Below are 22,380 nucleotides of genomic sequence, written 5' to 3'. Positions count from 1 at the left end.
GCGTCACCGAAAACGCTAACTATGCTGCGGAAAGTCATTTCAAGAGGGCCACATGTTCCAGACATTCCAAGACACTGCCTCGCCTGAACAGGGGCCCGTTCGGTTGAAAGCGCTGCGCGAAGCGATGCTGGCGGAAGGTGTTGATGGCTTTATCGTGCCACGGTCAGACGCGCATCAGGGCGAGTATGTGGCGCCGCGGGACGAACGGCTGGCATGGCTGACCGGGTTCACCGGCTCGGCCGGGTGGTGCGTGGCTTTGGCTGATCGGGCAGCGGTTTTTGTCGATGGGCGCTATCGCGTGCAGGTCAAGGCGCAGGTCGCGCCCAGCTTTGAAAAAGTGGACTGGCCCGAAACGTCTTTGGCGGACTGGATTGGCGCGGCTTTGCCAAAGGGCGTCGTTAGCTTTGACCCATGGCTATTGTCGGTGGACCAATTGCGTGGGCTTGAGGGCAAACTGGAGCATGACCTGCGCCCTTGTCGCAATTTGGTGGATGCAATCTGGCAGGATCAGCCCGCGCCGCCCATGGGCGCGGTTTTTGCCCAGCCCGTCACCCTGTCGGGCGAGCCGCATGAGGATAAGATCGCGCGTCTGGCCGCCGGGCTCGGCGCGGCGAAGGTGGCGGTGATCACCCTGCCCGATTCCATCGCCTGGTTGCTGAACATTCGCGGCAGTGACATTCCGCGCAACCCGGTCCCGCATGGCTTTGCCTTGCTGCACAGCGATGCTCGCGTCACATTGTTCATGGATGCGGGCAAGCTGGAAGGGGTGCACGAACACTTTGGCCCGAGGGTGACCCTTGCTGCGCCCGAGGCCTTCGAGGAAGCTCTGGCCGCGCTTGAGGGGCCTGTGCAGATCGACCCCGGCACCTGCCCCGTGGCCGTTGCCAAGGCACTGGAGGGCCGCGATCTGATCGAGGCTGACGATCCCTGCCTTCTGCCCAAGGCGTGCAAGAACGCGGTAGAGCTTGACGGAACCCGCGCCGCGCATCTGCGCGATGCCGCCGCCATGGTGCGCTTTCTGGCCTGGCTCGATGCCGAGGCGCCGGGGGATCTGACGGAAATCTCGGTGGTCAAACGGCTTGAGGAAGAGCGCCGCGCCACCAACGCCCTGCGCGACATCAGCTTCGAGACGATCTCGGGCAGCGGACCGAACGGCGCCATCGTGCATTACCGCGTGACCGAGGCGACTGACCGCCCTTTGAAAGAGGGCGAGTTGTTGCTGGTGGACAGCGGCGGGCAATATGTCGATGGCACCACGGATATCACCCGAACTTTGGCCATTGGCGCGGTCGGCCGGGAAGAGGCCGAGGCCTTCACCCGCGTGCTCAAAGGCATGATTGCCATCTCGGGCCTGCGCTTTCCCAAGGGGTTGGCCGGGCGCGACATTGATCCCTTCGCCCGCGCCGCGCTTTGGCAAGCGGGGCTCGACTACGGCCACGGCACCGGGCATGGCGTGGGATCCTACCTGTCGGTGCATGAAGGCCCCGCGCGGATCAGCCGCGCCGGTACCGTGCCCTTCGAACCGGGCATGATCCTGTCGAATGAGCCGGGTTTTTACCGCGAGGGCGCCTATGGCATCCGGATCGAAAACCTGATTGTTGTCGAAGAGGCCCCTGACCTGCCCGGCCAGACTGTGCCGCAGATGCTGCGCTTTGAAACGCTGACATGGGTGCCGATCGACCGCCGTCTTATCCTGACGGAATTACTGACCGAGACCGAGAGGAACTGGCTGAACGCCTATCACGCCGAGGTGCTGGAGCAGGTGGCCCCCTTGGTCGATGATGTCGCAGGGGGGTGGTTGTCGCAGGCCTGTCAGAGTATTTGATGCAGGATCGTTACAAAACCCGTGTCACTCAGACGCGAGAGTTACTCACAACAAGACAGGGGGATAAGACATGACGAATATCACTATCACACCGGCGGAAGGCACCTGGGTTGTTCGCGCCGGCGGCGCCGTCATTGGCGAAAGTTCCCGCGCGCTGGAGCTGTCCGAGGGCGAAATGCCCTTTGTCATCTATTTCCCTCGCGAAGACATCGCCATGGCCTTCCTTGATGCTACGGATCACAAAACCAGCTGCCCGCACAAAGGTCAGGCATCGTATTTTTCGATCATGTCCAAGTCAAAGACCTACGAGAACGCGGTCTGGTCTTACGAGTCCCCCAAGGAAGCGGTGGCCGCCATCAAGGATCATCTGGCGTTCTACGTGCAGGACGGCGTCGCGGTCGAACGCGTCTGACTTTCATACGGCGACGGGTCGGCAAACACTTTGGGCCGCCCCTGCGCCGGATTTACGAATGCTCTTCCGCCGCCGTCGCCGCCAAGGCGCGGTTATAGGCCTTGAGCGCATCCACATGGAACAGCGCCCCTTGCAAAACTGGCTCGCCTGTCTCTGACAACGTGACAACCGGCAGGAATGCCACGCCGGATTTGTCAAACCGCGGCAGCGCGGTCTCCAACGTGGCCGAGGCCAGCACGTAAAGCCCCTGTTCGATCATATTGGTGCAGACCTCTTCATCGGCGGCGCCTTCGTCCTGAGGTTTGCGCATGACGCCCTGCACCCGGAACATCGCCAGCAGATAGGCCTGAGGCCCAGCCGCAAGATGGACGTTGCGACGCTCAAGCTGAGACAGGAAGAAAGATCGGTCCACCAGCCGCGACGCCAGCGCTGTCGACATGGAGACCGAGACCATCACCGCCAGCCCGGTTTGCCAGTCGCCCGTAAGTTCGAACACGATCAACGTGGTGGAGATCGGCGCCCCAAGAACCGCCGCCGCCACGGCCCCCATCCCCGCCAAGGCGTAAAGGGTAAAGGCCGAGGACGCCTCGGGGAACAGCCCGGTGGCGATATGGCCAAAGACCAGCCCGGTCAAAGCCCCCAGCATCAGCGAGGGTGAAAACACCCCGCCGCCCATGCGCCCGGCCATGGTGATGGCCACCGCCAGAACTTTCAACACCGCAAAGATGAAAGCCTGCTGCAGCAGCAAATTGCCCGACAGCGCGCGCGAGGTGGTTTCGTAGCCCACACCGATGATATGCGGGAACTTGATCGCCAAAGCCCCCAGCAGCAGCCCTGCCACCGCAGGACGCAGCCAACGCGGCAGGCCAAGGCGGCTTTGCAATGCGCTTTCGAAATCATCCGCGAAAAAGATCGCCCGCATCAGGATCACCGCGACCAATCCGCAAACCAGACCAAGTATAAAAAACGCAGGCAGTTCGAGATAGAATTCGACCGTCGTGGTCCCGGGCAGGACAAATTCGGTCACATCGCCGTAAAACAGCCGGTTGATCACGGTTCCCGCAGCGCTGGCCACGACGATAGGGGCGAAGGCGTGCAAGGCAAAGTGGCGCAAAACAACCTCAAGCGCGAACAAGGCCCCGGCGATCGGGGCGTTGAAACTGGCCGACACCGCCGCCGCCACCGCGCAACCCAGCATATCGCGTCCGGTGATGCCATCAACGCGCAGCGCATTGGCGATCCAACTGGCAAACATCGACGCGATATGGACAACCGGCCCTTCGCGCCCCGTGCTGCCGCCAGTCGAAAGCGTTATCAAAGAGCACAAGGCCGAGGCGATACCGGCCTTCTTCTCTACCCGGCCATCATTCAGCGCCGCCCCCTCGATCACATCAGCAACCGACCGTACCCGCCCATCCGGAGTGAATTTCTGCAGAATCACTCCGACAGCGATCCCACCCAGCGCCGGGATCAGCATCACCCAGTACCACGGCAGTGTCTCGGCAAAGCTGTGCAGCGCATTGACGTTGCGCGTGCCATAGACCGAGGCCTGAATGCCCTCGATCGCCCAACGAAACAAGATGGCGGCAAATCCCGAAGCAACCCCAAGCCCCAGCGCGATGAACCAGAACTGGATCTGTGACGGTCCCTTGTGCCGCAGCATATCCCAGGTCCGGGCAAAATTGAGTGCCCCAAGACCCGCCTGCTTTTTTACAAAACCCCACAAATGCACGTCCCCTTATCCAGCGACTTCCCCCCCGCACCGCTCATCGTTAAGGTACGTTAACACTTTTCGGAGAGCCCTATGCAAATCGCGCAGGCACTAGAAGATCTGACCCAAGTCCTAGGCGAACGCTTGTCGCGTTCCAAGTCTGATCTGGAGCAACACGGCCGCTCTGAAAGCTATTTTCCGATGACGCCGCCCGATGCCGTCGCCTATCCCGAAAACGCCAGCGAAGTTCGTCGCATCGTGCAGATCTGCGCGCAACATGCGATACCAGTGGTCGGCTGGGGGGCGGGCACCTCACTGGAAGGCCACGGCTTGGCGGTGCGCGGCGGCGTGGTGGTTGATTTCAGCCGCATGAACAAGGTGCTGGAAATCCGCCCCGCCGACATGGACGTGACCGTTCAGCCCGGCGTCACCCGCGAGGCCCTGAACGAAGAACTGCGCGCCACGGGCCTGTTCTTTCCGGTCGATCCGGGTGCCAATGCGACGCTGGGCGGCATGGCGATGACCCGGGCTTCGGGGACGACGACGGTGCGCTATGGCTCGATGCGCGACAATGTTCTGGGGCTGCACGCGATCTTGGCCGACGGTCGACGGATCCACACCGGAACGCGGGCGCGCAAAAGCGCGGCAGGTTATGATCTGACGGCGCTGTTCGTCGGCTCCGAAGGCACGCTGGGCCTCGTGACCGAATTGTCCCTGCGTTTGCATGGCATCCCCGAAGCGACAAGCGCGGGCATTTGCTCTTTTCCGGACATGGGCAGCGCAGTGGCCGCCGTGCAGGAAACCATCCAGATGGGCATTCCCATGGCGCGGATCGAGTTTGCCTGCGCCGATACCGCACGCGCCTTCAACGCCTATGCGGGTACGGATATGGCCCAAGCGCCGCACTTGATGGTGGAATTCCACGGCTCGGAAAGCAGCGTCGCCGAGGACGCCGAACGCTTTGCGGAGATCGTTGCCGACCATGGTGGCTCGGCCTTCCAATGGTCCGCCCGCGAGGAAGAGCGCCGCGCCCTTTGGGCTATGCGGCACAACGGTTATTACGCCATCCTCGCCTCGCGCAAAGGCGCGCGGGCGGTGGTCACAGACATCTGCGTTCCAATCTCGCGGCTGGCCCAAGCGGTCGAGGAAACCCAGCACGATATAGCCGCCTCTCCCATCTCGGGCCCGATCCTTGGTCACGTGGGCGACGGAAATTTCCACGCGATCCTGCTGATTGACCCGGACCGCCCCGACCAGCTGGAAGCGGCCAAGGCTCTGTCGCATCGCATGGGTCAGCGGGCGCTTCAACTTGGCGGAACCTGTACCGGGGAACATGGTATCGGCATGGGCAAGACCGGGTTGATGGAAGCCGAGCACGGCGAGGCCTGGGATGTCATGGGCCAGATCAAACAGGCGCTGGACCCTCAGAATATCATGAATCCGGGCAAACTGGTGCGCGGCACTTAAAGCGGCAGCCTATCGATCAGCGTCGCTGCCCGTTCCGCGCGGGCCTTGCGTGCGGCGGTGTCCGGGCGGGCCATCGCACCCGTCGCACAACGGATTTGCCAATCCCCGACCAGAAGATCGACCCAAAGCGCCGCGCTTTTATCGGCAGTCGCGGGCGCCGTGCCCTCCCCAAGACGCTGCTGAAACAGCGCCGCGATCAAAGGAAACACCCGGCCGCGCCCGGATTCGGCCAGAACAATCCCAAGGCTGTCGCTGGCATCCGACGCCGCCGCCCGGTTCAGCGCAATGGCCTGAGGGCTGAGCAGCATCTCAAGCAAGGCGCAGCCAAGCGCCACCAAATCGCCCTGCCCCTCGGTTATGGCCTGTTCCAATTGATCAGCCACCCGCGCAGCATTGCGGTCAATCAAGGCGCGGAACAGACCGGGTTTGTCGCCGTACCAGCGGTAAAGCGTTTCGTTTGACGCCTTGGCCCGCTTGGCCACCGCCAACATCGACACCCCGCCAAAGCCCTTTTCCGCCAAAAGCGAATAGGCCGCCTCGGCGATCTGCCTCTCTCGTTCTTCTCGTGCTTCTGCCCGCATGTCGGTCCTGTCACTCATTCACCCTTGACGTGAACCGTACACATAGTTACGGATATGTCAATGCGTACACGAAGTTACGCTTTTGAAAGGAATTGAAATGTCAGACCCCCGCCCGCTGCGCGCCGCTGTCGCCACACTGGCCATCCTTCAGGTGATCATGTTGTCCACGCTGCTGGCTGGCGTGCCGCCGCATCCGCCAGCCTCCACCCCAATCGCCGCCATGGGACCGATGCTGGCCGCCGCCATTGCCGTGTGCATAGCGGCATGGAACATGGCCGAAAGCGCACTGCCCGCCCGCGCTTTGGCAGGACTGGCGGCAGTCTTCGCGCTGATCTCATTCGGACCGCAGAAATATGTCGACCCGGCCTTTCCAGCGATCTGGCCCGCCATTCTGACCGCTCAGGCCAGCATTCTCACGATTTTCGTTCAGATCATGCCCGCGCGCAGCAAGGCGCGTCCGGTTCCGGCCTAACCGGCCAAGAGCGCCCGCGCCGCGGCGCGGGCCTCGTCTGTGACGGTGTCGCCTGCCAACATCCGGGCGATTTCACCCTCGCGATCGTCGGCCCCCAGTGGTGTTACGGTCGATGTGGTCATCTGCCCGGTCACGCGCTTTTCCACCCGCCAGTGATGCCCGCCAAGCGCCGCAACCTGCGGGCTGTGTGTGACAACCAGCACCTGTCCACCTTCGGAAAGCGCTTTGAGCCTTCGGCCCACCGCATTGGCCGTCGCGCCACCGACGCCGCGGTCAATCTCGTCAAAGATCATGGTGACGCCGCTACCCTGCTCTTCCGACAGGCAGACCTTGAGCGCCAGCAAGAACCGGCTGAGTTCCCCGCCCGAGGCGATCTTGTTCAACGGCCCCGACGGCGCGCCGGGGTTGGTCGCAACGGTAAATTGCACCGTGTCCACGCCCTCCGGGCCTGCCGGCGTCACAGCGATTTCAGTGCTGAACTGGGCGCGCTCCATCTTGAGCGGGGCGAGTTCTTCGGATACCGCCTTGTCCAGCCGCGCGGCCGCCTTTCGGCGCGCCTCGGTCAGTTTGGCCGCCGCATCGTCATAGGCCTGATCGGCCTGCCGCACGGCGGCGCCCAGCTCCGCAATCCGCGCCTCGCCGGCATCCAGTGCGGCAAGCCGGTCGGACAGGGTGGCCGTCAGCGCGGCCAGGTCATCCGGCATAACCTGATGTTTGCGCGCCAGCCCGCGAATGGCAAAAAGCCGTTCTTCGGCGTCGTCCAGATCCGCCGGGTTGAACTCCAACGCATCAAGACAATCCGCCACGCCGCGCGCGGCCTCGTCCAATTCGGCCATGGCGCGGGTCAGCGCGCTGATTGGCGCATCAAGCCGCCCCTCTGCCTTGTCCGACGCGCCTTCGAGCCAGCGCAAGGCACCAGACATCGCCCCCTCTGCGCCCTCGTAGCCAAGGGCAGATGAAGCCTGCGCAATGTCTTCCCGAATCTTTTCAGCGGCCTGCATCATGCGGCGACGGCTGTCCAACTCCGCCTCTTCGCCGGGCTGCGGGTCAAGCTTGGTCAACTCGTCCACGGCGTGGCGCAGGAAGTCTTCTTCGGCCTGAACCTCTTTGAGCGCTGCCTTCGCGGCCTCAAGCGCTTTGCGCGCCTCTGCACGAGCGCGCCATGCGGCGCGGACCGGCACCACAACCCCATCCAAAGCGCCATAGCTGTCCAGAATGTCGCGATGCCCCTTCGGATCCAGCAGCCCGCGATCGTCATGCTGGCCGTGCAGTTCCACAAGGGTTTCCGACAGCCGCCGCAGCACTTCACCCGAAACACGGCGGTCGTTGACCCAGCCGGTTTTGCGCCCATCCGCTGTATTGACCCGGCGCAGGATCAGCTCATCGCCGCCGGGCAGCCCTGCTTCGTCCAGAACAGCGCGGGCCGCGTGGGCGGCTGGCAATTCAAAGACAGCGGTCACTTCACCCTGCGCCGCGCCGCTGCGCACCAGTTCGGCCCGCCCGCGCCACCCCAGTACGAATCCCAGCGAATCCAGAAGGATGGATTTGCCCGCCCCGGTTTCCCCAGTCAGCACGTTCAGCCCCGGCTGAAACGCCAAGTCCAGCCGGTCAATGATCAGCATATCGCGGATTTCAAGAGCCCGAAGCATGGTTCACCCCGTAGGGCGCGTCCTGAAACGCACCGTTACAGCCACTCACCCTTGATCATCTGGCGGTAAATCTTGGACAACCAGCTGTCGCCGAACATCTTCATCTCGAGGCCTTGACCCGTCAGCAGCTTATAGCTGTCCTCGTACCACTCCGTGGACTGGTAGTTGTAGCCAAGAATGGCGCCAGCGGTCTGCGCCTCTTCGACAAGGCCCAGTGACAGGTACGCCTCGACCAGACGATGCAGGGCTTCGGGTGTATGGGTGGTGGTCTGGAAGTCCTCGACCACAACGCGGAATCGGTTGATCGCCGAGGTGTAATGATCGCGGCGCAGGTAGTAGCGCCCGATTTCCATTTCCTTGCCCGCCAGATGGTCAAAGGCCAGATCGAATTTCAGAATCGACGAGCGCGCGTATTCGCTGTCGGGATAGCGCTCGATCACCGTGCGCAGGGCCTGAAGCGCCTGGAAGGTCAGCCCCTGATCGCGGCCCACTTCTTCGATCTGATCGTAATAGGACAGCGCCAACAGGTATTGCGCATAGGCGGCGTCATCATCAGCCGGATAGAAATCGATGAAACGTTGCGCAGCAGCGCGGCTGTTCTCGTAATCGCGGTCAGAATGATAAGCAAAGGCCTGCATGATCAGCGCACGCTTGGCCCATTCCGAATAGGGGTACAGCCGCTCAACTTCCGAGAAGAAAAGCGCAGCCTCTTCGTTGTCCTTGGTCGACAGTTCGTATTCACCGCGCTCAAAGATCTGCTTGGGGGTATACCCTTCAAGCGAACCGCCCCCGGGGGCAGTACCTTTACGACGCAGTTCATCGCACCCGGCCAAAGCCAGGACCGCCAGCCCCACGATCACAAATTTAAGCGATCTGCCCGCTGCCATGCTAGACTATCCCCTCGATCTACATCGAGGCCGCCCCGTTCCGGGCTGCCTTTGACAGTGGCTTAGCACAGAAAATCCCGGTGCAAAATGTCTTAAGCGCGTTTTATCGTGCCGAAGGTCGAGCACGGGATATCAGGCAACGGCTGAAGTAATCGCAGGCACTTCATGCCGTTCGACACCGGCGCCCGGAAGCCGCGCGGCCATGCGATCATCGCAAAGCACAAAACGGAAGGCATCGGGATTCGCAAACACCTCGCGCAGCAGCGCGTTGGTGATGGCGTGACCGGCTTTGTGGCCTTCGTAATGGCCAATGATCGGCGCGCCTGCCAGCGACAAATCGCCAAGCGCATCCAGCATCTTGTGGCGCACTGCCTCATCCTCGTGACGCAGACCGCCCGGGGACAGAACCTTGTCGCCATCGACGACAACCGCGTTCTCATAGGTGCCGCCAAGCGCCTTGCCTGCTGCGCGCATCGCATCAACATCTGCGGCGCGGCAGAAGGTGCGGCTGTCACACAGTTCGCGGACAAAGGTGCCATTGGCCATGTTCAGGCGCTTTTCCTGAACGCCGATTGCTTCATCGGCAAAATCGATATGGAAAGACATGGAGCTGCCCTGCCCCGGTGTCAGCCGCGCCCAACCATTGGCCGTATGCACCGAAACCGGCAGAAGGATTTCAATCGCACGCACCGGCGCCGCCAGTTCACGCACGCCGCGCGACATGATCCCGCGCACGAATGGCGCCGAGGACCCGTCAAGGATCGGGCATTCCGGTCCGTCAATCTCGATCAATGCGTTGTGGACACCGCAACCGGCCAAGGCCGCCATGACATGTTCGATGGTGGACACTGCGACGCCTGCCGCATTCTTGATAGAAGTACAAAGCGGCGAGGTTTCAACAGCGTCATAGCGCGCCGGAACCATGGTATCACCCAAAGAGATATCGGTGCGTTTGAACCAGATTCCATATTCGGCCGTTGCCGGACGAATCGTCAGCTTGGCTGGCTTGCCGGAATGCAGACCGACGCCATGAAAGCTGATTGCGCTGCGAATGGTTGTTTGCACGGGTTACCCCTGTTTCTCTACGCAATCCCGCCCTCGGGATGCGCCTGTTGAAACGTGGATAAGCAAAGCGGGGCTTTTGCTCAAATCAAAGTTTGCAACCAAGTGAAACATGGCTGTAACGCCCTAGGCGAAACCCCGCGCAGATTTGAAAAACGCCCAGCAACCCAATGCTTTAAAACGAAAAAGCGCCCCCGAATTCGGGGGCGCTTTGCAGGAAACTTGACAGGTTTTAGTTGGCCTGTCGGCGCAGGAAGGCCGGAATTTCGATCTTTTCCTGCTCGGGATCGGGTTCCACGTCCTGCACCGGAGCCGGGCGCTGTGCCTGAACCGGCGGCTGCTGACGGCGTGCAGGCTGTGCAGGGGGTTCGCCGCCCTGCGCGTGGCCCGTCATGCGGCCGATCAAGGAATTCACGCTGAAACGCGGCTTGTCTGCTTCTGCCGTCGGAGCGGGCTCGGCCTCAGCCTGGGGCTGCCTGCGGGCCGCTGCGACGTGGCGCAAACGGGCCAGCGCCTCGGGGCTGGGCGTGCCCGGTGCGGGTGCGCGCGGAGCCACGAAATCCTCGGGCTGGGCCTCGATCGTGTCCTGTTGCGGCTGGAAATCAGCGACGCGGGGCTGATAGGCCGGCGGCGGCAGATCATCCTCGGCCACATCTTCATATTCGGGTTCGGGCTGGCGCATGTCCGAAAACAGCGACGGCTCTTCGGCTTCATACTGCTCTTCCGCGTGGGCCTGGGCAGCAACCGGTTGCGGCGCCTCTGCTGCCGGGGCCGGAGCAGGCTCGGCCACATGCTGCTGCGGCAAGGGCTGTGCAAGGCTGCGGCGCGGCAGCGGCATTTCGGTATTCACGTCGGTGGCGTCGATGCCGGTTGCAACAACCGACACGCGCATGACACCGGCCATGCCGTCGTCGAGGGTCGAGCCGACGATGATGTTGGCGTCGCTGTCCACCTCTTCGCGGATGCGGTTGGCCGCTTCGTCCAGTTCGAACAGGGTCAGATCGTGTCCGCCGGTGATGTTGATCAGGACACCCTTGGCACCCTTCAGGCTGATCTCGTCCAGCAGCGGGTTGGCGATGGCCTTTTCGGCGGCCTGGATGGCGCGATCTTCGCCCTCGGCTTCGCCGGTACCCATCATAGCTTTGCCCATCTCGTCCATCACGGCACGAACGTCCGCAAAGTCGAGGTTGATCAGGCCCGGGCGCACCATCAGGTCGGTCACCCCCTTCACACCTTGATACAGCACGTCATCGGCAAGCGAGAATGCTTCTGTAAAGGTGGTCTTTTCGTTGGCCAGACGGAACAGGTTCTGGTTCGGAATGATGATCAGCGTGTCGACAACCCGTTGCAGCGCATCGACGCCGTCCTCGGCCTGCTTCATACGTTTGCCGCCTTCGAACTGGAAAGGCTTGGTCACGACGCCGACGGTCAGAACACCCAATTCACGGGCGGCCTGCGCGATGATCGGCGCGGCGCCAGTGCCGGTGCCGCCGCCCATGCCCGCAGTGATAAAGCACATGTGTGCGCCCGCGAGATGGTCAACGATCTGTTCGATGCTTTCCTCAGCTGCCGCAGCGCCCACTGACGCGCGGGCGCCTGCGCCCAGACCTTCGGTCACTTTCACACCAAGCTGTACGCGATTGGCCGCCATGCTCTGCTGAAGCGCCTGAGCGTCTGTATTCGCAACAACGAAATCGACGCCCTCCAGCTCTTTCTCGATCATGTTGTTGACCGCGTTGCCGCCAGCACCGCCTACACCAAACACCGTAATGCGAGGCTTGAGTTCATCCTGTCCGGGCATGGAAAGGTTCAATGTCATCGATCTGTCCGCCTGTCTTTATGCCCCTGTTGCGGGGTCTCTAAACTACACCTTTTCCGGTCGATCCTACCCTCTGACAAAGGCCACGTCACGCGAAAAACGCTACTTTTCTACCAAATATAGCCAAATTCAGGCCATTTTTCGCGGTATTTCGCCGATAGGCGCAGATGATGTGTATCCAAGAGATGGCAACACAACACAAAGCATCGTCGCGAGAATCCTCGCGGCGAATCTTTCGTCTACGCTGTTCAGTGGGAGCCTGCCCGACATCCCGCCCGCCGCGTCATTCGTGCGCAGCTTTCCAAAACATTAACAAGGCATTGCGCGCCCGTCACCCCTAAAACCGCAACGCGGCGCTCCAGTTACCGGGGCACCGCCCTGACAGCACAAAGTTCTACCAGTTGTCGCGGAACCACTGCACCGCGCGCTTGAGGCTGCGGGCCGGGTAACGATCAACCGGGATCTCGAAATCCCACCACTCGTCCTGCGGATGCGCGGCGAAAAGGCACAGGCCAACGGCGCTGGCAAATCCCGGTCCCGTCGCCGCCTGCGGCAAGCCGTGCACTCGCAAGGGCCGGCCAAGCCGCACCTGCTGGCCAAGGATTTTCGACGCCAATCCATCGAGGCCGGGGATCTGGCTTGCGCCGCCTGTCAGAACAATCTGCTGGCTCGGCAGGTGGTCAAAACCCGCCGCATCCAGACGCACGCGCACCTCTTCGAGGATTTCTTCGACCCGAGGGCGCATGATGCCGATCAACTCGGCGCGGCTGACGGTGCGGCGGTCATGTTCCCAATCGCCAGTATCGCCGCCAATTTCGATCATCTCGCGGTCATCCATCCCGGTGGCGACAACGCCGCCGTAAAACGTCTTGATCCGCTCAGCCGTCGCCATGGGCACCTGCAGCCCCATGGAAATATCGCTGGTCACGTGGTCGCCGCCCATCCGCACCGCGTCCGCATAAATCATATGCTTCTTGATGAAGATCGACACGCCGGTGGCCCCGCCCCCCATGTCGATACAGGCCGCGCCCAGCTCCTGTTCGTCCTCGACCAAAGCCGCCGCGCCGCTGACATAGGCAGCCGAGGCAAGCCCGGCCAGTTCCAGATCACAGCGCTTGACGCAATGGGCAAGGTTCTGAATCGCCTGCGCATCGACTGTCAGCATGTGCATGTCGCAGGACAATTCATTGCCGATCTGGCCGCGCGGATCAATCAAACCCGAGCGGTGATCCAGCGCAAAGTTCACCGGTTGCGCATGTAGCACCTCGCGACCATTGCCAAAGTCCGGCACGTCGCAGGAACTCAACACACGGGCGACGTCCTGTTCGTCGACGTTGATGCCGTGCACCTCGACCTGCCCGGCCAGACCGTAGCTGCGCGGATCGGCACCCGAAAAGCTGGCAATGACGTGATCGACGCGAATGCCCGCCATTTTTTGCGCCGCCTGAACGGCGGTGCGAATGGCGCGCTCGGTCTCGCTCATGGCGTGGATTTCGCCAAAGCGCACCCCGCGCGACCGCGTGGTCGCAGCGCCGATGACCCGAAACCCGGATTGCCCGGCAAGCGAGCCCAGACCTTCGTCGCTGGGGTCCGTGCCGTCAAAGCGCAGGACAAGGCATGCAATCTTGGAACTGCCCACGTCCAGGATCGCGATCACACCCCGCTGCATCGCCGCTTTGCGCATGTTGCGCATGGCTCTTTGGGATTCATAAAGCTCGATCATCACCGCTGGTCTCCGCCTGCTTCCAACGCCTTGATGCGCAGCATGTCCTGCGCGGCGTTTTCTTTCATTCTTATGGTTGGTCGATGTGGTAGTCGAAGATCGACCACCGAAATGTCCCGTGTCAGCATGTCGACCGCCTCGTCCATGGCGATGGTGCGCTCCAGCGCCCGCACGGCGCCGGTTTCGGGCAGGAGGATGCGCTGGTCGCGGTCTAGCACCACGTCCCAGCGCCGCTCTCCCATGCGTTCGAAGCCGCGCAACCGGCTGGCAAGCGGGCCTGCAACCGCCACCAGTTCAAGCGCTTCTTCAACCGCGTCTTCGGCCCCCTCGCCTGCGATTACCGGCAGGTCAGGCCGGTCAAAACGTGACGGCAAGGGACCGACGACAAAGCCCTTGTCGTCCAGCATCTCGAGCCCCGCATCCCGGCGCCACAGCACAGCAGGCATGCGTTCGGTCACGTCGATCTGAAGCGTGCCGCCCTGTTGGATCCGCAGCTTGGCCTTCTTGACGGCGTCCAGTTCGACAATCGTGTCGTGCATCTGATCAAGGTCCAGATCGAAGGAGCTGACCGGAAAATCAATTGGAAGGATCTCGCGGATATCTTCGGCGACGCCCACACTGGCGCCGTCGATGGCCATCAGCTTGACCTGAAACTCGGGGCGGCTTTCGATGGTTGAACGGATGTCCGAGACCATCAGGTTAAAAGCATCGCGGTTTTCGTCGATCGAGAACCAAAGGACGCCGCCACCAAAGCACAGCGAAAATGGCAGAACCACCCGCAGGCCAAAGCGAAATAGCGGCGTCAGCATGAGCCGCTCGATCCGGTATTTCAGGCGCGAGATACTGGGATCAAGCCGCGCCATTTGCGGGGTGCTGCCGAAATCTGGGTCTTCTACCGGTTGCACGAGGCATCCTCCACCATCCAGGCGCAGAATTCGCCAAAGCTCAGCCCGATCAGGGCGCCATGTTCGGGCGCCAAAGATGTCGGCGTCATGCCCGGCTGGGTGTTGGTTTCCAGCAGCACAAGCCCGCCCAGCCCGCGCGCCTCGTCCCAGCGGAAATCGGTGCGGGTCACGCCCCGGCACCCCAGCGCCTGGTGGGCGCGCAGGGCATAGTCCAGACAGGCGGCGGTGATGTCATCCGGCAGATCGGCAGGGCAGACATGACGCGATCCGCCCGCCTTGTACTTGGCGTCATAGTCATACCAGCCATCGGTCAGGATTTCCGTCACTCCAAGCGCGCGGTCCCCCATGACTGTGGTTGTCAATTCGCGGCCCGGAATGAAGGCTTCGACCATTACGGTCTGCGGCATATCCTCGGAGAGTTGCGGCGGGCCGTTTGCGGCCTCGTTCACCAGATATACCCCGACCGAAGATCCTTCGTTGTAGGGCTTGACCACATAGGGCGGCGGCATGACGTGAGCCGCCATGACCTCGGCCTTGTCGGCCAATCTGCTGTCCGCCACCGGAAGTCCGGCGGCGCGGTAAACCAACTTGGTGCGCTCCTTGTCCATTGCCAAGGCCGAAGCGAGAACCCCGGAATGCGTATAGGGGATGCCCGCCCATTCAAGCACGCCCTGAACGCAGCCATCTTCGCCCCAACGGCCATGCAGCGCGTTGAACACCACGTCTGGACGCAGGTCTTCAAGGCGCGCCGCCAGATCGGGGCCCGCATCTATTTCTGTGACTTCATAGCCCATAGCCCGCAAAGCGGCGGCACATTCCCGCCCGGAACTGAGAGAGACTTCGCGTTCTGCCGAAGGCCCACCCAATAATACCACCACTTTCGGGAGCGTCCTGCTCGACATTCCCAAAACCGCCTCGTCTGACTGGGGGTTGTCCCCCTTGTTTTCCGGGGTTTGCCCCCGTTTGAAATTGCGACCTGCCTGTGATCGCCGGACCTTTGGTCCGATATTGAGCCTGCGCCCTTATGGTTAATAGCAAGTAAACTCGCCCTGCGTGCGGATCCTATTCCGGATCACCTACCCGCATGATTTCCCAGTGTAACTCTATTCCACTGTGTTGGAAAACCTTTTTTCGCACTTCCTCGCCCAATCCTTCAAGATCGGCGGCGGTTGCCTCGCCAGTGTTCACAAGGAAGTTGGAATGCATCGGGCTCATCTGTGCGCCGCCCCGTATCGCGCCGCGCATTCCGGCGTCATCGATCACTTTCCAGGCTTTCAGATCATGGCTGTCGTCGGATTTTCCGGTGCTGGAAAAACCCGCCGGATTGCGAAAGGTGCTGCCTGCGGTGCGGTCCTTGGTCGGCTGGGTTTCATCCCGCTTTTTCAGCTGCGCGTCCATCCGTGCGGCCAGTTCCTCGGGGTCGGATTTCTCCCCCTCGAACACCGCTTCGACGATCACCCAGCCCTTGGGAAGATCGCTCTGACGATAGCGAAAGTTCAGATCCTTGGCGGTCAGGGTCACCACTTCGCCCGCACGGCTGATGGCGGTGGCCTCAACGAAATGATCCGCGACATAGGATCCGTAGCAGCCCGCATTCATCCGAACGGCGCCGCCGATGGCCCCGGGAATGGTGCGCAGAAAGGTCAGATCGACGCCCGCTTCAGCCGCTTTCCTGGCCACATGCGCATCCAGCGCGGCAACGCCCGCAGTCACCCGCGTGCCGTCGACAGAGATTGCATTGAACCCCCGGCCCATGCGGATCACCACGGCGCGAATGCCGCCATCGCGCACGATCAGGTTGCTGCCAACGCCCATCGGGAAAACATCGATCGCCGGATCAAGCGCGGCTAGAAACTGCGCCAGATCTTCGCGGTCTGCGGGCTGAAACAGCCAGTCCGCCGGGCCACCGACGCGAAGCCAGGTTAGATCGTTCAAGGGGCGGTTGGGCGTCAGGCGCCCACGGGTTTGGGGAAGCTCGGTCATATCCGTCTGCTAAGACGCGGGCAATAAAAGGGCAAGCCCCGTCACGCAGGCTGCGGCGCACCTTCGGGCCAGCGGGCGATCAAAACGCCAACGCCAAGCGCCGCCAAAGCGGGGCCCAGCGCAAAAACCGCCAGCCCAAGAAAGATCAGCCCATCAAGCCCCGGTACGGCAATGCCAATGGCCATCGTCACGGCAAAGCCGAGGCCCAGCAAAACGGCAAAGACCCCGGCCAATCGCCCCCGGCCGGTGCGGCAGGGCAAAAAACCCATGGACAGGCCGAAACACATAAAGGTGAAAGGAATAGCGAAAAGCATGGCGAGGCCCCCTCTGAATGCTCAAAGGATGGCGAAAGCCCGCATTTTGGGAAAGTGTGGTATCCCTGACCCGGCCCCGCCTAGGCGCGTTTCAAGGTCCGCTTGATCCAGACGGCCAGATAGCGCAGCGGCCAGCGCAGCACGCTCATCCCGGCGGCCAGCACGATCAGCCCGACCCATGGCCCGTTTTCATAGGTGACATAGCCCACCAGCGGAATGCCCAAGGCAATCAGCAGATAAGCCCGTCTCCAGTGGTTGTCCCTGGATGGCAACATGCCAAGGACGTTCGCCAGAACAGCCCAGGCACAGGCCAGTATCAAAGAAAGTGTCATCGTCCAGCCCTCCGCATCCCCCGGCGGCAGCATTACAATGCCCCGGAAGACCGGGTCAGGCAAGCCAGAAATCAGTGCAGACAACGGGTTAAGGCAACAAAGATCCGGCAAAAGCCATTAGGCAGGCGACAAGGCCCAACCAAGGCACCCAGCGCGGCACGTCAAAGGGCGTCGGGCCGCCTTGACGCTTCAACGCAATCAGTGCCGCGTTGACGATGGCAAAGACGATCAAAAGCGCCTGACTGGTGATCCCGGCCAGTGTCGCAACCGGCAAGGCCAGCGCCGCGCCGATCACCGACAGGCCAACCAGAATCGAGGCCAGAACCGGTGTCCCAAAGCGCGGATGCGCATGCCTGAAGATGCCCAAAACCGGCGACCGCTTGCCAAGCCCGAACAGTACACGGCTTGCCATGACGACCTGCGCCAAGACACCATTCAGCGCCGCCGCGACGGCAATGGCTGACAAAAAGCCCGAAGCGGTGCCGCTGCCCGCCTCCCAGACCAGCGCCAAGGGGCGCTCGGACCCGGCAAGCACCTCTCGCGGGACGATGCGAACCGCCGCCAAAGACACGAGACAATACAGCAGCCCCGTTACCGCCAGCGCGGCAAGGATCGCGCGGGGCATTGTACGGCCCGGATCGCGCGTCTCTTCGGCCATGTTGGCCATGTCGTCAAAGCCGATGTAGGCGAAGAAGGCAAAGATCGTCGCGGCCATGACCCCTGACCATTCCGGGGCTGGCAAAGGCAGCGACCAATCCGCCACGGGCGGTCCGGCAAAGCCTGCGCCGATCACCAAAAGCAGACCGATCACCTCGACCAGCGTCAGAAGCGCTGCGAAGGCAAGGCTTTCGACCACGCCGATGATAGCAATCGCTGTCAGGGCCAGCCCAAGCCCGACGGTCGCCCAGACGAAGGGCAGATCGACCAGGGACAGAAGGTATCCGACCCCGCCGCGCAGCACCGCCGCCGCCGCAACCGTTCCCGCAATAATGTTGATCCAGCCCACGACCATGGCCAGCCAATGCAGGCCAAGACCTTTTTCGATATAGGCCGAGTCGGCAGCCGCCTCGGGGATACGCACCGAGAGTTCGGCAAAGGTCAGCGCGGTTGGCACCGCGATGATCGCCGCCAGAACAAAGGCCAGCGGCGCCCAAAGCCCGGCCTCTCCGGCGGCGGCTCCGGTCAGAACATAGATGCCTGCTCCGACCATGATGCCGATGCCGTAAAGGGTCAGCAAACCCGGGCCGATCCGCCTTTTCAACTGCTCAGCCATGGCGCCCTCATCCAACCAGATGTGACCCTGCCGGAAGCGCGCCGGTCAATCCATGACACAGGTCAAGCCGTGCTTGAAGGATGGCCGGGTCAGCTGGCCGCTTTGGCGCTCAACCTTGCGGGCAGATTATTCGCCCAGGTCGAGATTGTCCCGGCCCCGAGGCAAACCACCATATCCCCCGGCTGCGCCTGTTCACGCACCAGCCGTTCCAGATCGTCTTCGCTGACGATGGCGCGGGCATGGCGGTGGCCGTGGCGCACCAGTCCGGCCACCAGATCATCGCGCGATGCGCCTTCGATCGGGTCTTCCCCGGCGGCAAACACCTCGGCGATAGCCACCACATCCGCCTCGTTGAAGCAGGTGCAGAAGTCTTCGAAATGGTGATGCAGGCGGGTGTAGCGGTGTGGCTGGTGCACGGCGATCACGCGGCCTTCGCTGGCCTGACGCGCGGCTTTGAGCACTGCGGCGATTTCAACCGGGTGATGGCCGTAATCGTCAATGATCGTGACGCCGTTCACCTCACCGACCTTGGTAAAGCGCCGGTTGACGCCGCCAAAGGCCGCCAGCGCCTCGCGGATTTCTTCGCCGGACATGCCCAGATGCTTGGCCACAGCCACAGCCGACAAGGCGTTCGAGACGTTGTGATCCCCCGGCATCGGCAGCGTGCAGCCTTTCAGGGTCACGCCATCCGCCTGAAATTCGATGTCGAAATGCGCCACGCCCTTGAGGTAGGTCAGGTTGACCGCCCGCACATCGGCCTGCGCGTTGAACCCGTAAGTCACCACGCGGCGATCCGTGACACGGCCGACCAAAGCCTGCACTTCGGGGTGATCGGTGCAGCACACCGCCAGCCCGTAAAACGGAATGTTGGACACGAAGTCATAGAAGCCCTGACGCAGGTTCTCGATCGTGCCCCAGTGCTCCATGTGTTCGGGGTCGATATTGGTGACGATGGCGATGGTCGCGGGCAAACGGTTAAAGGTGCCATCACTCTCGTCGGCCTCGACGACCATCCATTCGCCTTGCCCCATGCGGGCGTTCGACCCATAGGCATGAATTATGCCGCCGTTGACCACTGTCGGGTCAAAGTTACCTGCATCCAGCAGCGTTGCGACCATCGTGGTGGTCGTTGTCTTGCCGTGCGTGCCGGCAATGGCGACGTTGGACTTCAGGCGCATCAGCTCGGCCAACATCTCGGCGCGGCGCACGACCGGCATGCCGCGGCGGCGCGCTTCGTCCAGTTCCGGGTTGCCCGGCTTGATGGCGCTGGAAATCACCACGACTTCGGCGTTTTCAAGGTTCTCGGCGCGCTGGCCTTCAAAGACATGCGCGCCCAGCTGCTCCAGCCGTTGGGTGATCTTGGTTGATTTCAGGTCACTGCCCTGCACGACGTAGCCGTGGTTCAGCAGCACCTCGGCGATGCCCGACATGCCGATCCCGCCAATTCCGACGAAATGAATGGGGCCGACGTCCCCGGGAAGTTTCGTTGCACCGTTCAAAGCCGTCCCCCGATCAATGGATAGATCCTTCATTGCCTGCCCCTTCCGCCAATTGTTCTACGATATGCGCCAGCTCTTCGGCGGCGTCTGGTTTGGAAACGCTGACAGCTGCCCGGGCCATCTGCTCGGCCCCCTTGGGACTGTCGAGGATCGAGAGGATGGCGTCGCTCATCGCCTCGACCGTCAGTTTGCTTTCGGGGATTCGGATCGCCGCCCCCGCTTCGGTCAGCGCCTGCGCGTTCACGGTCTGATGATCGCCCGTCGCATGTTTGTAAGGGATCAGGATCGAAGGCCGCCCGATCACGCTGATATCCGCCACCGACGATGCGCCCGAGCGCGAGATCACGATCTGCGCCTCGCTCATCCTTGTGGGGATGTCGTTGAAAAACGGCTGCACATCGGCGTCGATGGCATTCTCGGAATAGAATTGCGCCACCCGCTTGCCGTCTTCATCGCGAGCCTGATGCGATACTCGCAGCCATTTGAGCGCCTCCATCGGCAAAGACGCGATTGCGGGCGGCACGACATCCGACAGGATGCGGGCGCCTTGGCTACCGCCAATCACAAGGATCGACATCGGGTAAAGCCCGGGCGCGATATAGCCCGCGCCCATACGCTCCTTGACGGCCATGCGCACCGGGTTGCCGACATGGCGCCCCTCGACGCCTTCGGGCAAGTCGGTGGGCCAGGTTCCGCAGGCCACCAGATTGACGCGGGTCGAAAAGATCTTGTTCACCCGGCCCAGAACACCGTTTTGTTCGTGGATCATCCGGGGAAGCCGCAGCAGCGTGGCCGCAGACAAGGCCGGGATCGAAGGGTAACCGCCAAAGCCAATCACCACGTCGGGCTTGTCTTTCCTCATCCGAAGCGCCATCGAGATGACGCCTCCGGCGATGCGGAACGGCACCAGCAGCTTGGCCAAGGGGCCGCCACGGGCAAAGGTGGCGCTGGCCACTTCTTCAATCTCGACCGAATGGGGAAAGCCGCCCGTATAACGGGCGCCGCGCGCGTCTGTGCTCAGCTTGACGCGCCAGCCTCGGCGCAGCATCAGCTCGGCCAAGGCCTGGGCCGGGAACATATGCCCGCCCGTGCCACCGGCCGCCATCACCAACAGGGGCTTGCGCTCGCTCATCACGTCACTCCGTCACCACTTTACTGCGGGCCAGTACAACAGGTGCACCGCCCCGTCCATCCTTGGCCCCAAAGCGGCGCCTTTTCGCGCATCCCCGGTGTCGTCTTGTGGCCCAAGACGCTGGCGCTTTGCGCTCAGCGCAACCGGCCGCGCAGGATATCCCCGATCTCGCCTTGCGGGCGCGTCCGGGTAAAGGCCAGTAGCATGCCGACCGCGATGCCCCCCGCAATCAAAGAAGATCCGCCATAGCTGACAAAGGGCAGCGTCATGCCCTTGGCCGGAAGCAGCCGCACCGCGACACCCATGTTGATCATTGCCTGAACGCCAAAGATGCAGGCCAACCCTGTTCCGGCAAGCCGAATAAAGGGGTCACGTTCCCGCATAAGGCGGATCATCGAGCGCACAACGATGGTCGTGTAAAGCGCGATGATCGCCAGAACCAGAACCAGCCCGTATTCCTCGGCGGCGACGGCGATGATGAAATCCGTATGCGCGTCCGGCAGGCTCCATTTCACCTGCCCCTCGCCAACGCCAACGCCGAAAAAGCCGCCTTCGCGGATCGCGTTTGTGGCATAGCCAAGCTGCGTGGTGGGATCGACCTCGGGGCTTAGAAAGCCATCGATCCGGCGGGCAAAGTGTTCCGAGTTGTTATAGGCAAAACCGCCGCCAAGAACGACCAGCCCGGCCAGCCCCATGAGCAGCAGCATGGGGGCACCGGCGACAAACCACATCACACCCCAGCCGAACAGGATCAGCGAGGCCTGACCAAAGTCCGGCTGCACCGCCAACATCAGGACAATCGCCACCATCAGGAAAAAGGAATACAGCCGTCCGGGAGGGCCGCCCAGATCCTGCGCAGCCGCCATCAGCCACGCGGCCACGATCACAAAGGTCGGCTTGAGGAATTCCGATGGTTGCACCGAGGCAAAGCCCAGCGAATACCAACGCACCGCCCCCTTGCCAAAATCAGTGCCGAAGAACGGCAGGAACACCAGCGCCACAAAGGCACCGAGAAAGCCCAGAACCGCAAGTCGTCGCACCATTACGGGCGTCATCATTGAGGTCAGAAACATCGCGATCATCGCCAGCCCGCCAAAAAAGGCCTGCCGCTGGACATAGTGGAAGGGGGCAAAGTTGTTGCGCTCGGCCAATGGGGGCGAGGCCGCCAATCCCAGCAAGATACCGACACCAAAGAGCATCAGGATGCAAGACAGGGTCCATTTGTCCACCGTCCGCCACCATTTCGGGAAAACCGGCTCGCCATCGCGCACCGGCACCGTGCCATAGACCATTTCCGTCATGGGAACACCGCTCGTACTGCCTCAAATCGCCCG

General features: G+C 62.3%; 20 protein-coding genes. 4 read left to right on the top strand and 16 right to left on the bottom strand.

Annotation, left to right across the window (positions count from 1 at the left end; translation table 11 throughout):
• The first annotated feature begins 52 nt into the window (after positions 1 to 52).
• Positions 53 to 1,825 carry an aminopeptidase P family protein gene (locus ACOYQJ_RS00520; RefSeq protein WP_422904038.1) on the top strand — a complete coding sequence of 591 codons (1,773 nt, stop codon included), beginning with the start codon at positions 53 to 55 and terminating at the stop codon, positions 1,823 to 1,825.
• A gap of 70 nt (positions 1,826 to 1,895) precedes the next feature.
• On the top strand, positions 1,896 to 2,237 hold the full coding sequence (locus ACOYQJ_RS00515) for a DUF427 domain-containing protein (protein ID WP_422904037.1): 342 nt from the start codon (positions 1,896 to 1,898) through the stop codon (positions 2,235 to 2,237).
• Between the two features lie 52 nt (positions 2,238 to 2,289).
• Here ACOYQJ_RS00515 and ACOYQJ_RS00510 read toward each other — a convergent pair whose 3' ends face one another.
• Positions 2,290 to 3,900: a chloride channel protein gene (locus ACOYQJ_RS00510; RefSeq protein WP_422904036.1), complete on the bottom strand. Its 1,611-nt coding sequence runs from the start codon at positions 3,898 to 3,900 to the stop codon at positions 2,290 to 2,292.
• Positions 3,901 to 4,041: 141 nt separating this feature from the next.
• Between ACOYQJ_RS00510 and ACOYQJ_RS00505 the strand changes: the two genes are divergently transcribed.
• Positions 4,042 to 5,415, top strand: a complete 1,374-nt coding sequence (locus tag ACOYQJ_RS00505) for an FAD-binding oxidoreductase (protein WP_422904035.1) — start codon at positions 4,042 to 4,044, stop codon at positions 5,413 to 5,415.
• Here ACOYQJ_RS00505 and ACOYQJ_RS00500 read toward each other — a convergent pair.
• Positions 5,412 to 6,014, bottom strand: a complete 603-nt coding sequence (locus tag ACOYQJ_RS00500; protein ID WP_422904034.1) for a TetR/AcrR family transcriptional regulator — start codon at positions 6,012 to 6,014, stop codon at positions 5,412 to 5,414. The two genes, ACOYQJ_RS00505 and ACOYQJ_RS00500, sit on opposite strands and share 4 nt — an antisense overlap.
• A gap of 79 nt (positions 6,015 to 6,093) precedes the next feature.
• Here ACOYQJ_RS00500 and ACOYQJ_RS00495 point away from each other — a divergent pair, with 79 nt between their 5' ends.
• On the top strand, positions 6,094 to 6,468 hold the full coding sequence (locus tag ACOYQJ_RS00495; protein WP_422904033.1) for a hypothetical protein: 375 nt from the start codon (positions 6,094 to 6,096) through the stop codon (positions 6,466 to 6,468).
• On the opposite strand, the gene recN is transcribed toward ACOYQJ_RS00495, so the two are convergent.
• The 14 genes from recN to ftsW form a co-directional block, all read right to left on the bottom strand.
• On the bottom strand, positions 6,465 to 8,117 hold the full coding sequence (gene recN, locus ACOYQJ_RS00490) for a DNA repair protein RecN (protein WP_422904032.1): 1,653 nt from the start codon (positions 8,115 to 8,117) through the stop codon (positions 6,465 to 6,467). The two genes, ACOYQJ_RS00495 and recN, sit on opposite strands and share 4 nt — an antisense overlap.
• Positions 8,118 to 8,152: 35 nt before the next feature.
• The gene (locus ACOYQJ_RS00485) at positions 8,153 to 9,004 is read right to left on the bottom strand and encodes an outer membrane protein assembly factor BamD (protein ID WP_422904031.1); all 852 of its coding nucleotides are present in this window, start codon (positions 9,002 to 9,004) and stop codon (positions 8,153 to 8,155) included.
• Positions 9,005 to 9,136: 132 nt separating this feature from the next.
• Entirely contained in the window at positions 9,137 to 10,069 is a 933-nt protein-coding gene (lpxC, locus tag ACOYQJ_RS00480; RefSeq protein WP_422904030.1) for a UDP-3-O-acyl-N-acetylglucosamine deacetylase, read from the bottom strand.
• A 229-nt stretch (positions 10,070 to 10,298) separates the two neighbouring features.
• A complete protein-coding gene (gene ftsZ, locus ACOYQJ_RS00475; RefSeq protein ID WP_422904029.1) occupies positions 10,299 to 11,885 on the bottom strand; it encodes a cell division protein FtsZ in 1,587 nt (528 codons plus the stop codon).
• 394 nt (positions 11,886 to 12,279) lie between these two features.
• The gene (gene ftsA / locus ACOYQJ_RS00470) at positions 12,280 to 13,608 is read right to left on the bottom strand and encodes a cell division protein FtsA (RefSeq protein ID WP_422904028.1); all 1,329 of its coding nucleotides are present in this window, start codon (positions 13,606 to 13,608) and stop codon (positions 12,280 to 12,282) included.
• The gene (locus ACOYQJ_RS00465; RefSeq protein ID WP_422904430.1) at positions 13,608 to 14,471 is read right to left on the bottom strand and encodes a cell division protein FtsQ/DivIB; all 864 of its coding nucleotides are present in this window, start codon (positions 14,469 to 14,471) and stop codon (positions 13,608 to 13,610) included. The genes ftsA and ACOYQJ_RS00465 overlap by 1 nt, the downstream gene beginning before the upstream one ends.
• 29 nt (positions 14,472 to 14,500) lie before the next feature.
• Positions 14,501 to 15,421, bottom strand: coding sequence for a D-alanine--D-alanine ligase (locus ACOYQJ_RS00460; RefSeq protein WP_422904027.1), 921 nt, complete (start codon positions 15,419 to 15,421; stop codon positions 14,501 to 14,503).
• A 154-nt stretch (positions 15,422 to 15,575) separates the two neighbouring features.
• On the bottom strand, positions 15,576 to 16,496 hold the full coding sequence (gene murB, locus ACOYQJ_RS00455) for a UDP-N-acetylmuramate dehydrogenase (RefSeq protein ID WP_422904026.1): 921 nt from the start codon (positions 16,494 to 16,496) through the stop codon (positions 15,576 to 15,578).
• 41 nt (positions 16,497 to 16,537) lie between these two features.
• Positions 16,538 to 16,810 carry a hypothetical protein gene (locus ACOYQJ_RS00450; RefSeq protein ID WP_422904025.1) on the bottom strand — a complete coding sequence of 91 codons (273 nt, stop codon included), beginning with the start codon at positions 16,808 to 16,810 and terminating at the stop codon, positions 16,538 to 16,540.
• A gap of 80 nt (positions 16,811 to 16,890) precedes the next feature.
• Positions 16,891 to 17,142 (bottom strand): DUF2484 family protein, encoded by a 252-nt coding sequence (locus ACOYQJ_RS00445; RefSeq protein ID WP_422904024.1) that lies wholly within the window; start codon positions 17,140 to 17,142, stop codon positions 16,891 to 16,893.
• An 88-nt stretch (positions 17,143 to 17,230) separates the two neighbouring features.
• A complete protein-coding gene (locus tag ACOYQJ_RS00440) occupies positions 17,231 to 18,415 on the bottom strand; it encodes an APC family permease (protein ID WP_422904023.1) in 1,185 nt (394 codons plus the stop codon).
• An 89-nt stretch (positions 18,416 to 18,504) separates the two neighbouring features.
• Positions 18,505 to 19,914, bottom strand: coding sequence for a UDP-N-acetylmuramate--L-alanine ligase (gene murC / locus ACOYQJ_RS00435; RefSeq protein ID WP_422904429.1), 1,410 nt, complete (start codon positions 19,912 to 19,914; stop codon positions 18,505 to 18,507).
• 13 nt (positions 19,915 to 19,927) lie between these two features.
• Positions 19,928 to 21,046, bottom strand: a complete 1,119-nt coding sequence (locus ACOYQJ_RS00430) for a UDP-N-acetylglucosamine--N-acetylmuramyl-(pentapeptide) pyrophosphoryl-undecaprenol N-acetylglucosamine transferase (protein WP_422904022.1) — start codon at positions 21,044 to 21,046, stop codon at positions 19,928 to 19,930.
• Between the two features lie 134 nt (positions 21,047 to 21,180).
• Positions 21,181 to 22,347 (bottom strand): putative lipid II flippase FtsW, encoded by a 1,167-nt coding sequence (gene ftsW / locus ACOYQJ_RS00425; RefSeq protein WP_422904021.1) that lies wholly within the window; start codon positions 22,345 to 22,347, stop codon positions 21,181 to 21,183.
• Positions 22,348 to 22,380 lie beyond the last annotated feature (33 nt).

The organism is Pacificoceanicola algae (genome assembly GCF_049341065.1).
Lineage (GTDB): Bacteria > Pseudomonadota > Alphaproteobacteria > Rhodobacterales > Rhodobacteraceae > Pacificoceanicola.
Note: the sequence above shows the minus strand (reverse complement) of the source record. Positions and strands in the feature narration are given on the sequence as shown.

Bases quoted from the DNA above. Each gene is read 5' to 3' on its own strand.
- ACOYQJ_RS00520 (WP_422904038.1), top strand. From the start codon at position 53: ATGTTCCAGACATTCCAAGACACTGCCTCGCCTGAACAGGGGCCCGTT.
- ACOYQJ_RS00515 (WP_422904037.1), top strand. From the start codon at position 1,896: ATGACGAATATCACTATCACACCGGCGGAAGGCACCTGGGTTGTTCGC.
- ACOYQJ_RS00510 (WP_422904036.1), bottom strand. From the start codon at position 3,900: ATGCTGCGGCACAAGGGACCGTCACAGATCCAGTTCTGGTTCATCGCG.
- ACOYQJ_RS00505 (WP_422904035.1), top strand. From the start codon at position 4,042: ATGCAAATCGCGCAGGCACTAGAAGATCTGACCCAAGTCCTAGGCGAA.
- ACOYQJ_RS00500 (WP_422904034.1), bottom strand. From the start codon at position 6,014: ATGAGTGACAGGACCGACATGCGGGCAGAAGCACGAGAAGAACGAGAG.
- ACOYQJ_RS00495 (WP_422904033.1), top strand. From the start codon at position 6,094: ATGTCAGACCCCCGCCCGCTGCGCGCCGCTGTCGCCACACTGGCCATC.
- recN (WP_422904032.1), bottom strand. From the start codon at position 8,117: ATGCTTCGGGCTCTTGAAATCCGCGATATGCTGATCATTGACCGGCTG.
- ACOYQJ_RS00485 (WP_422904031.1), bottom strand. From the start codon at position 9,004: ATGGCAGCGGGCAGATCGCTTAAATTTGTGATCGTGGGGCTGGCGGTC.
- ftsZ (WP_422904029.1), bottom strand. From the start codon at position 11,885: ATGACATTGAACCTTTCCATGCCCGGACAGGATGAACTCAAGCCTCGC.
- ftsA (WP_422904028.1), bottom strand. From the start codon at position 13,608: ATGATCGAGCTTTATGAATCCCAAAGAGCCATGCGCAACATGCGCAAA.
- ACOYQJ_RS00465 (WP_422904430.1), bottom strand. From the start codon at position 14,471: ATGGCGCGGCTTGATCCCAGTATCTCGCGCCTGAAATACCGGATCGAG.
- murB (WP_422904026.1), bottom strand. From the start codon at position 16,496: ATGACCGAGCTTCCCCAAACCCGTGGGCGCCTGACGCCCAACCGCCCC.
- ACOYQJ_RS00450 (WP_422904025.1), bottom strand. From the start codon at position 16,810: ATGCTTTTCGCTATTCCTTTCACCTTTATGTGTTTCGGCCTGTCCATG.
- ACOYQJ_RS00445 (WP_422904024.1), bottom strand. From the start codon at position 17,142: ATGACACTTTCTTTGATACTGGCCTGTGCCTGGGCTGTTCTGGCGAAC.
- ACOYQJ_RS00440 (WP_422904023.1), bottom strand. From the start codon at position 18,415: ATGGCTGAGCAGTTGAAAAGGCGGATCGGCCCGGGTTTGCTGACCCTT.
- ACOYQJ_RS00430 (WP_422904022.1), bottom strand. From the start codon at position 21,046: ATGAGCGAGCGCAAGCCCCTGTTGGTGATGGCGGCCGGTGGCACGGGC.
- ftsW (WP_422904021.1), bottom strand. From the start codon at position 22,347: ATGACGGAAATGGTCTATGGCACGGTGCCGGTGCGCGATGGCGAGCCG.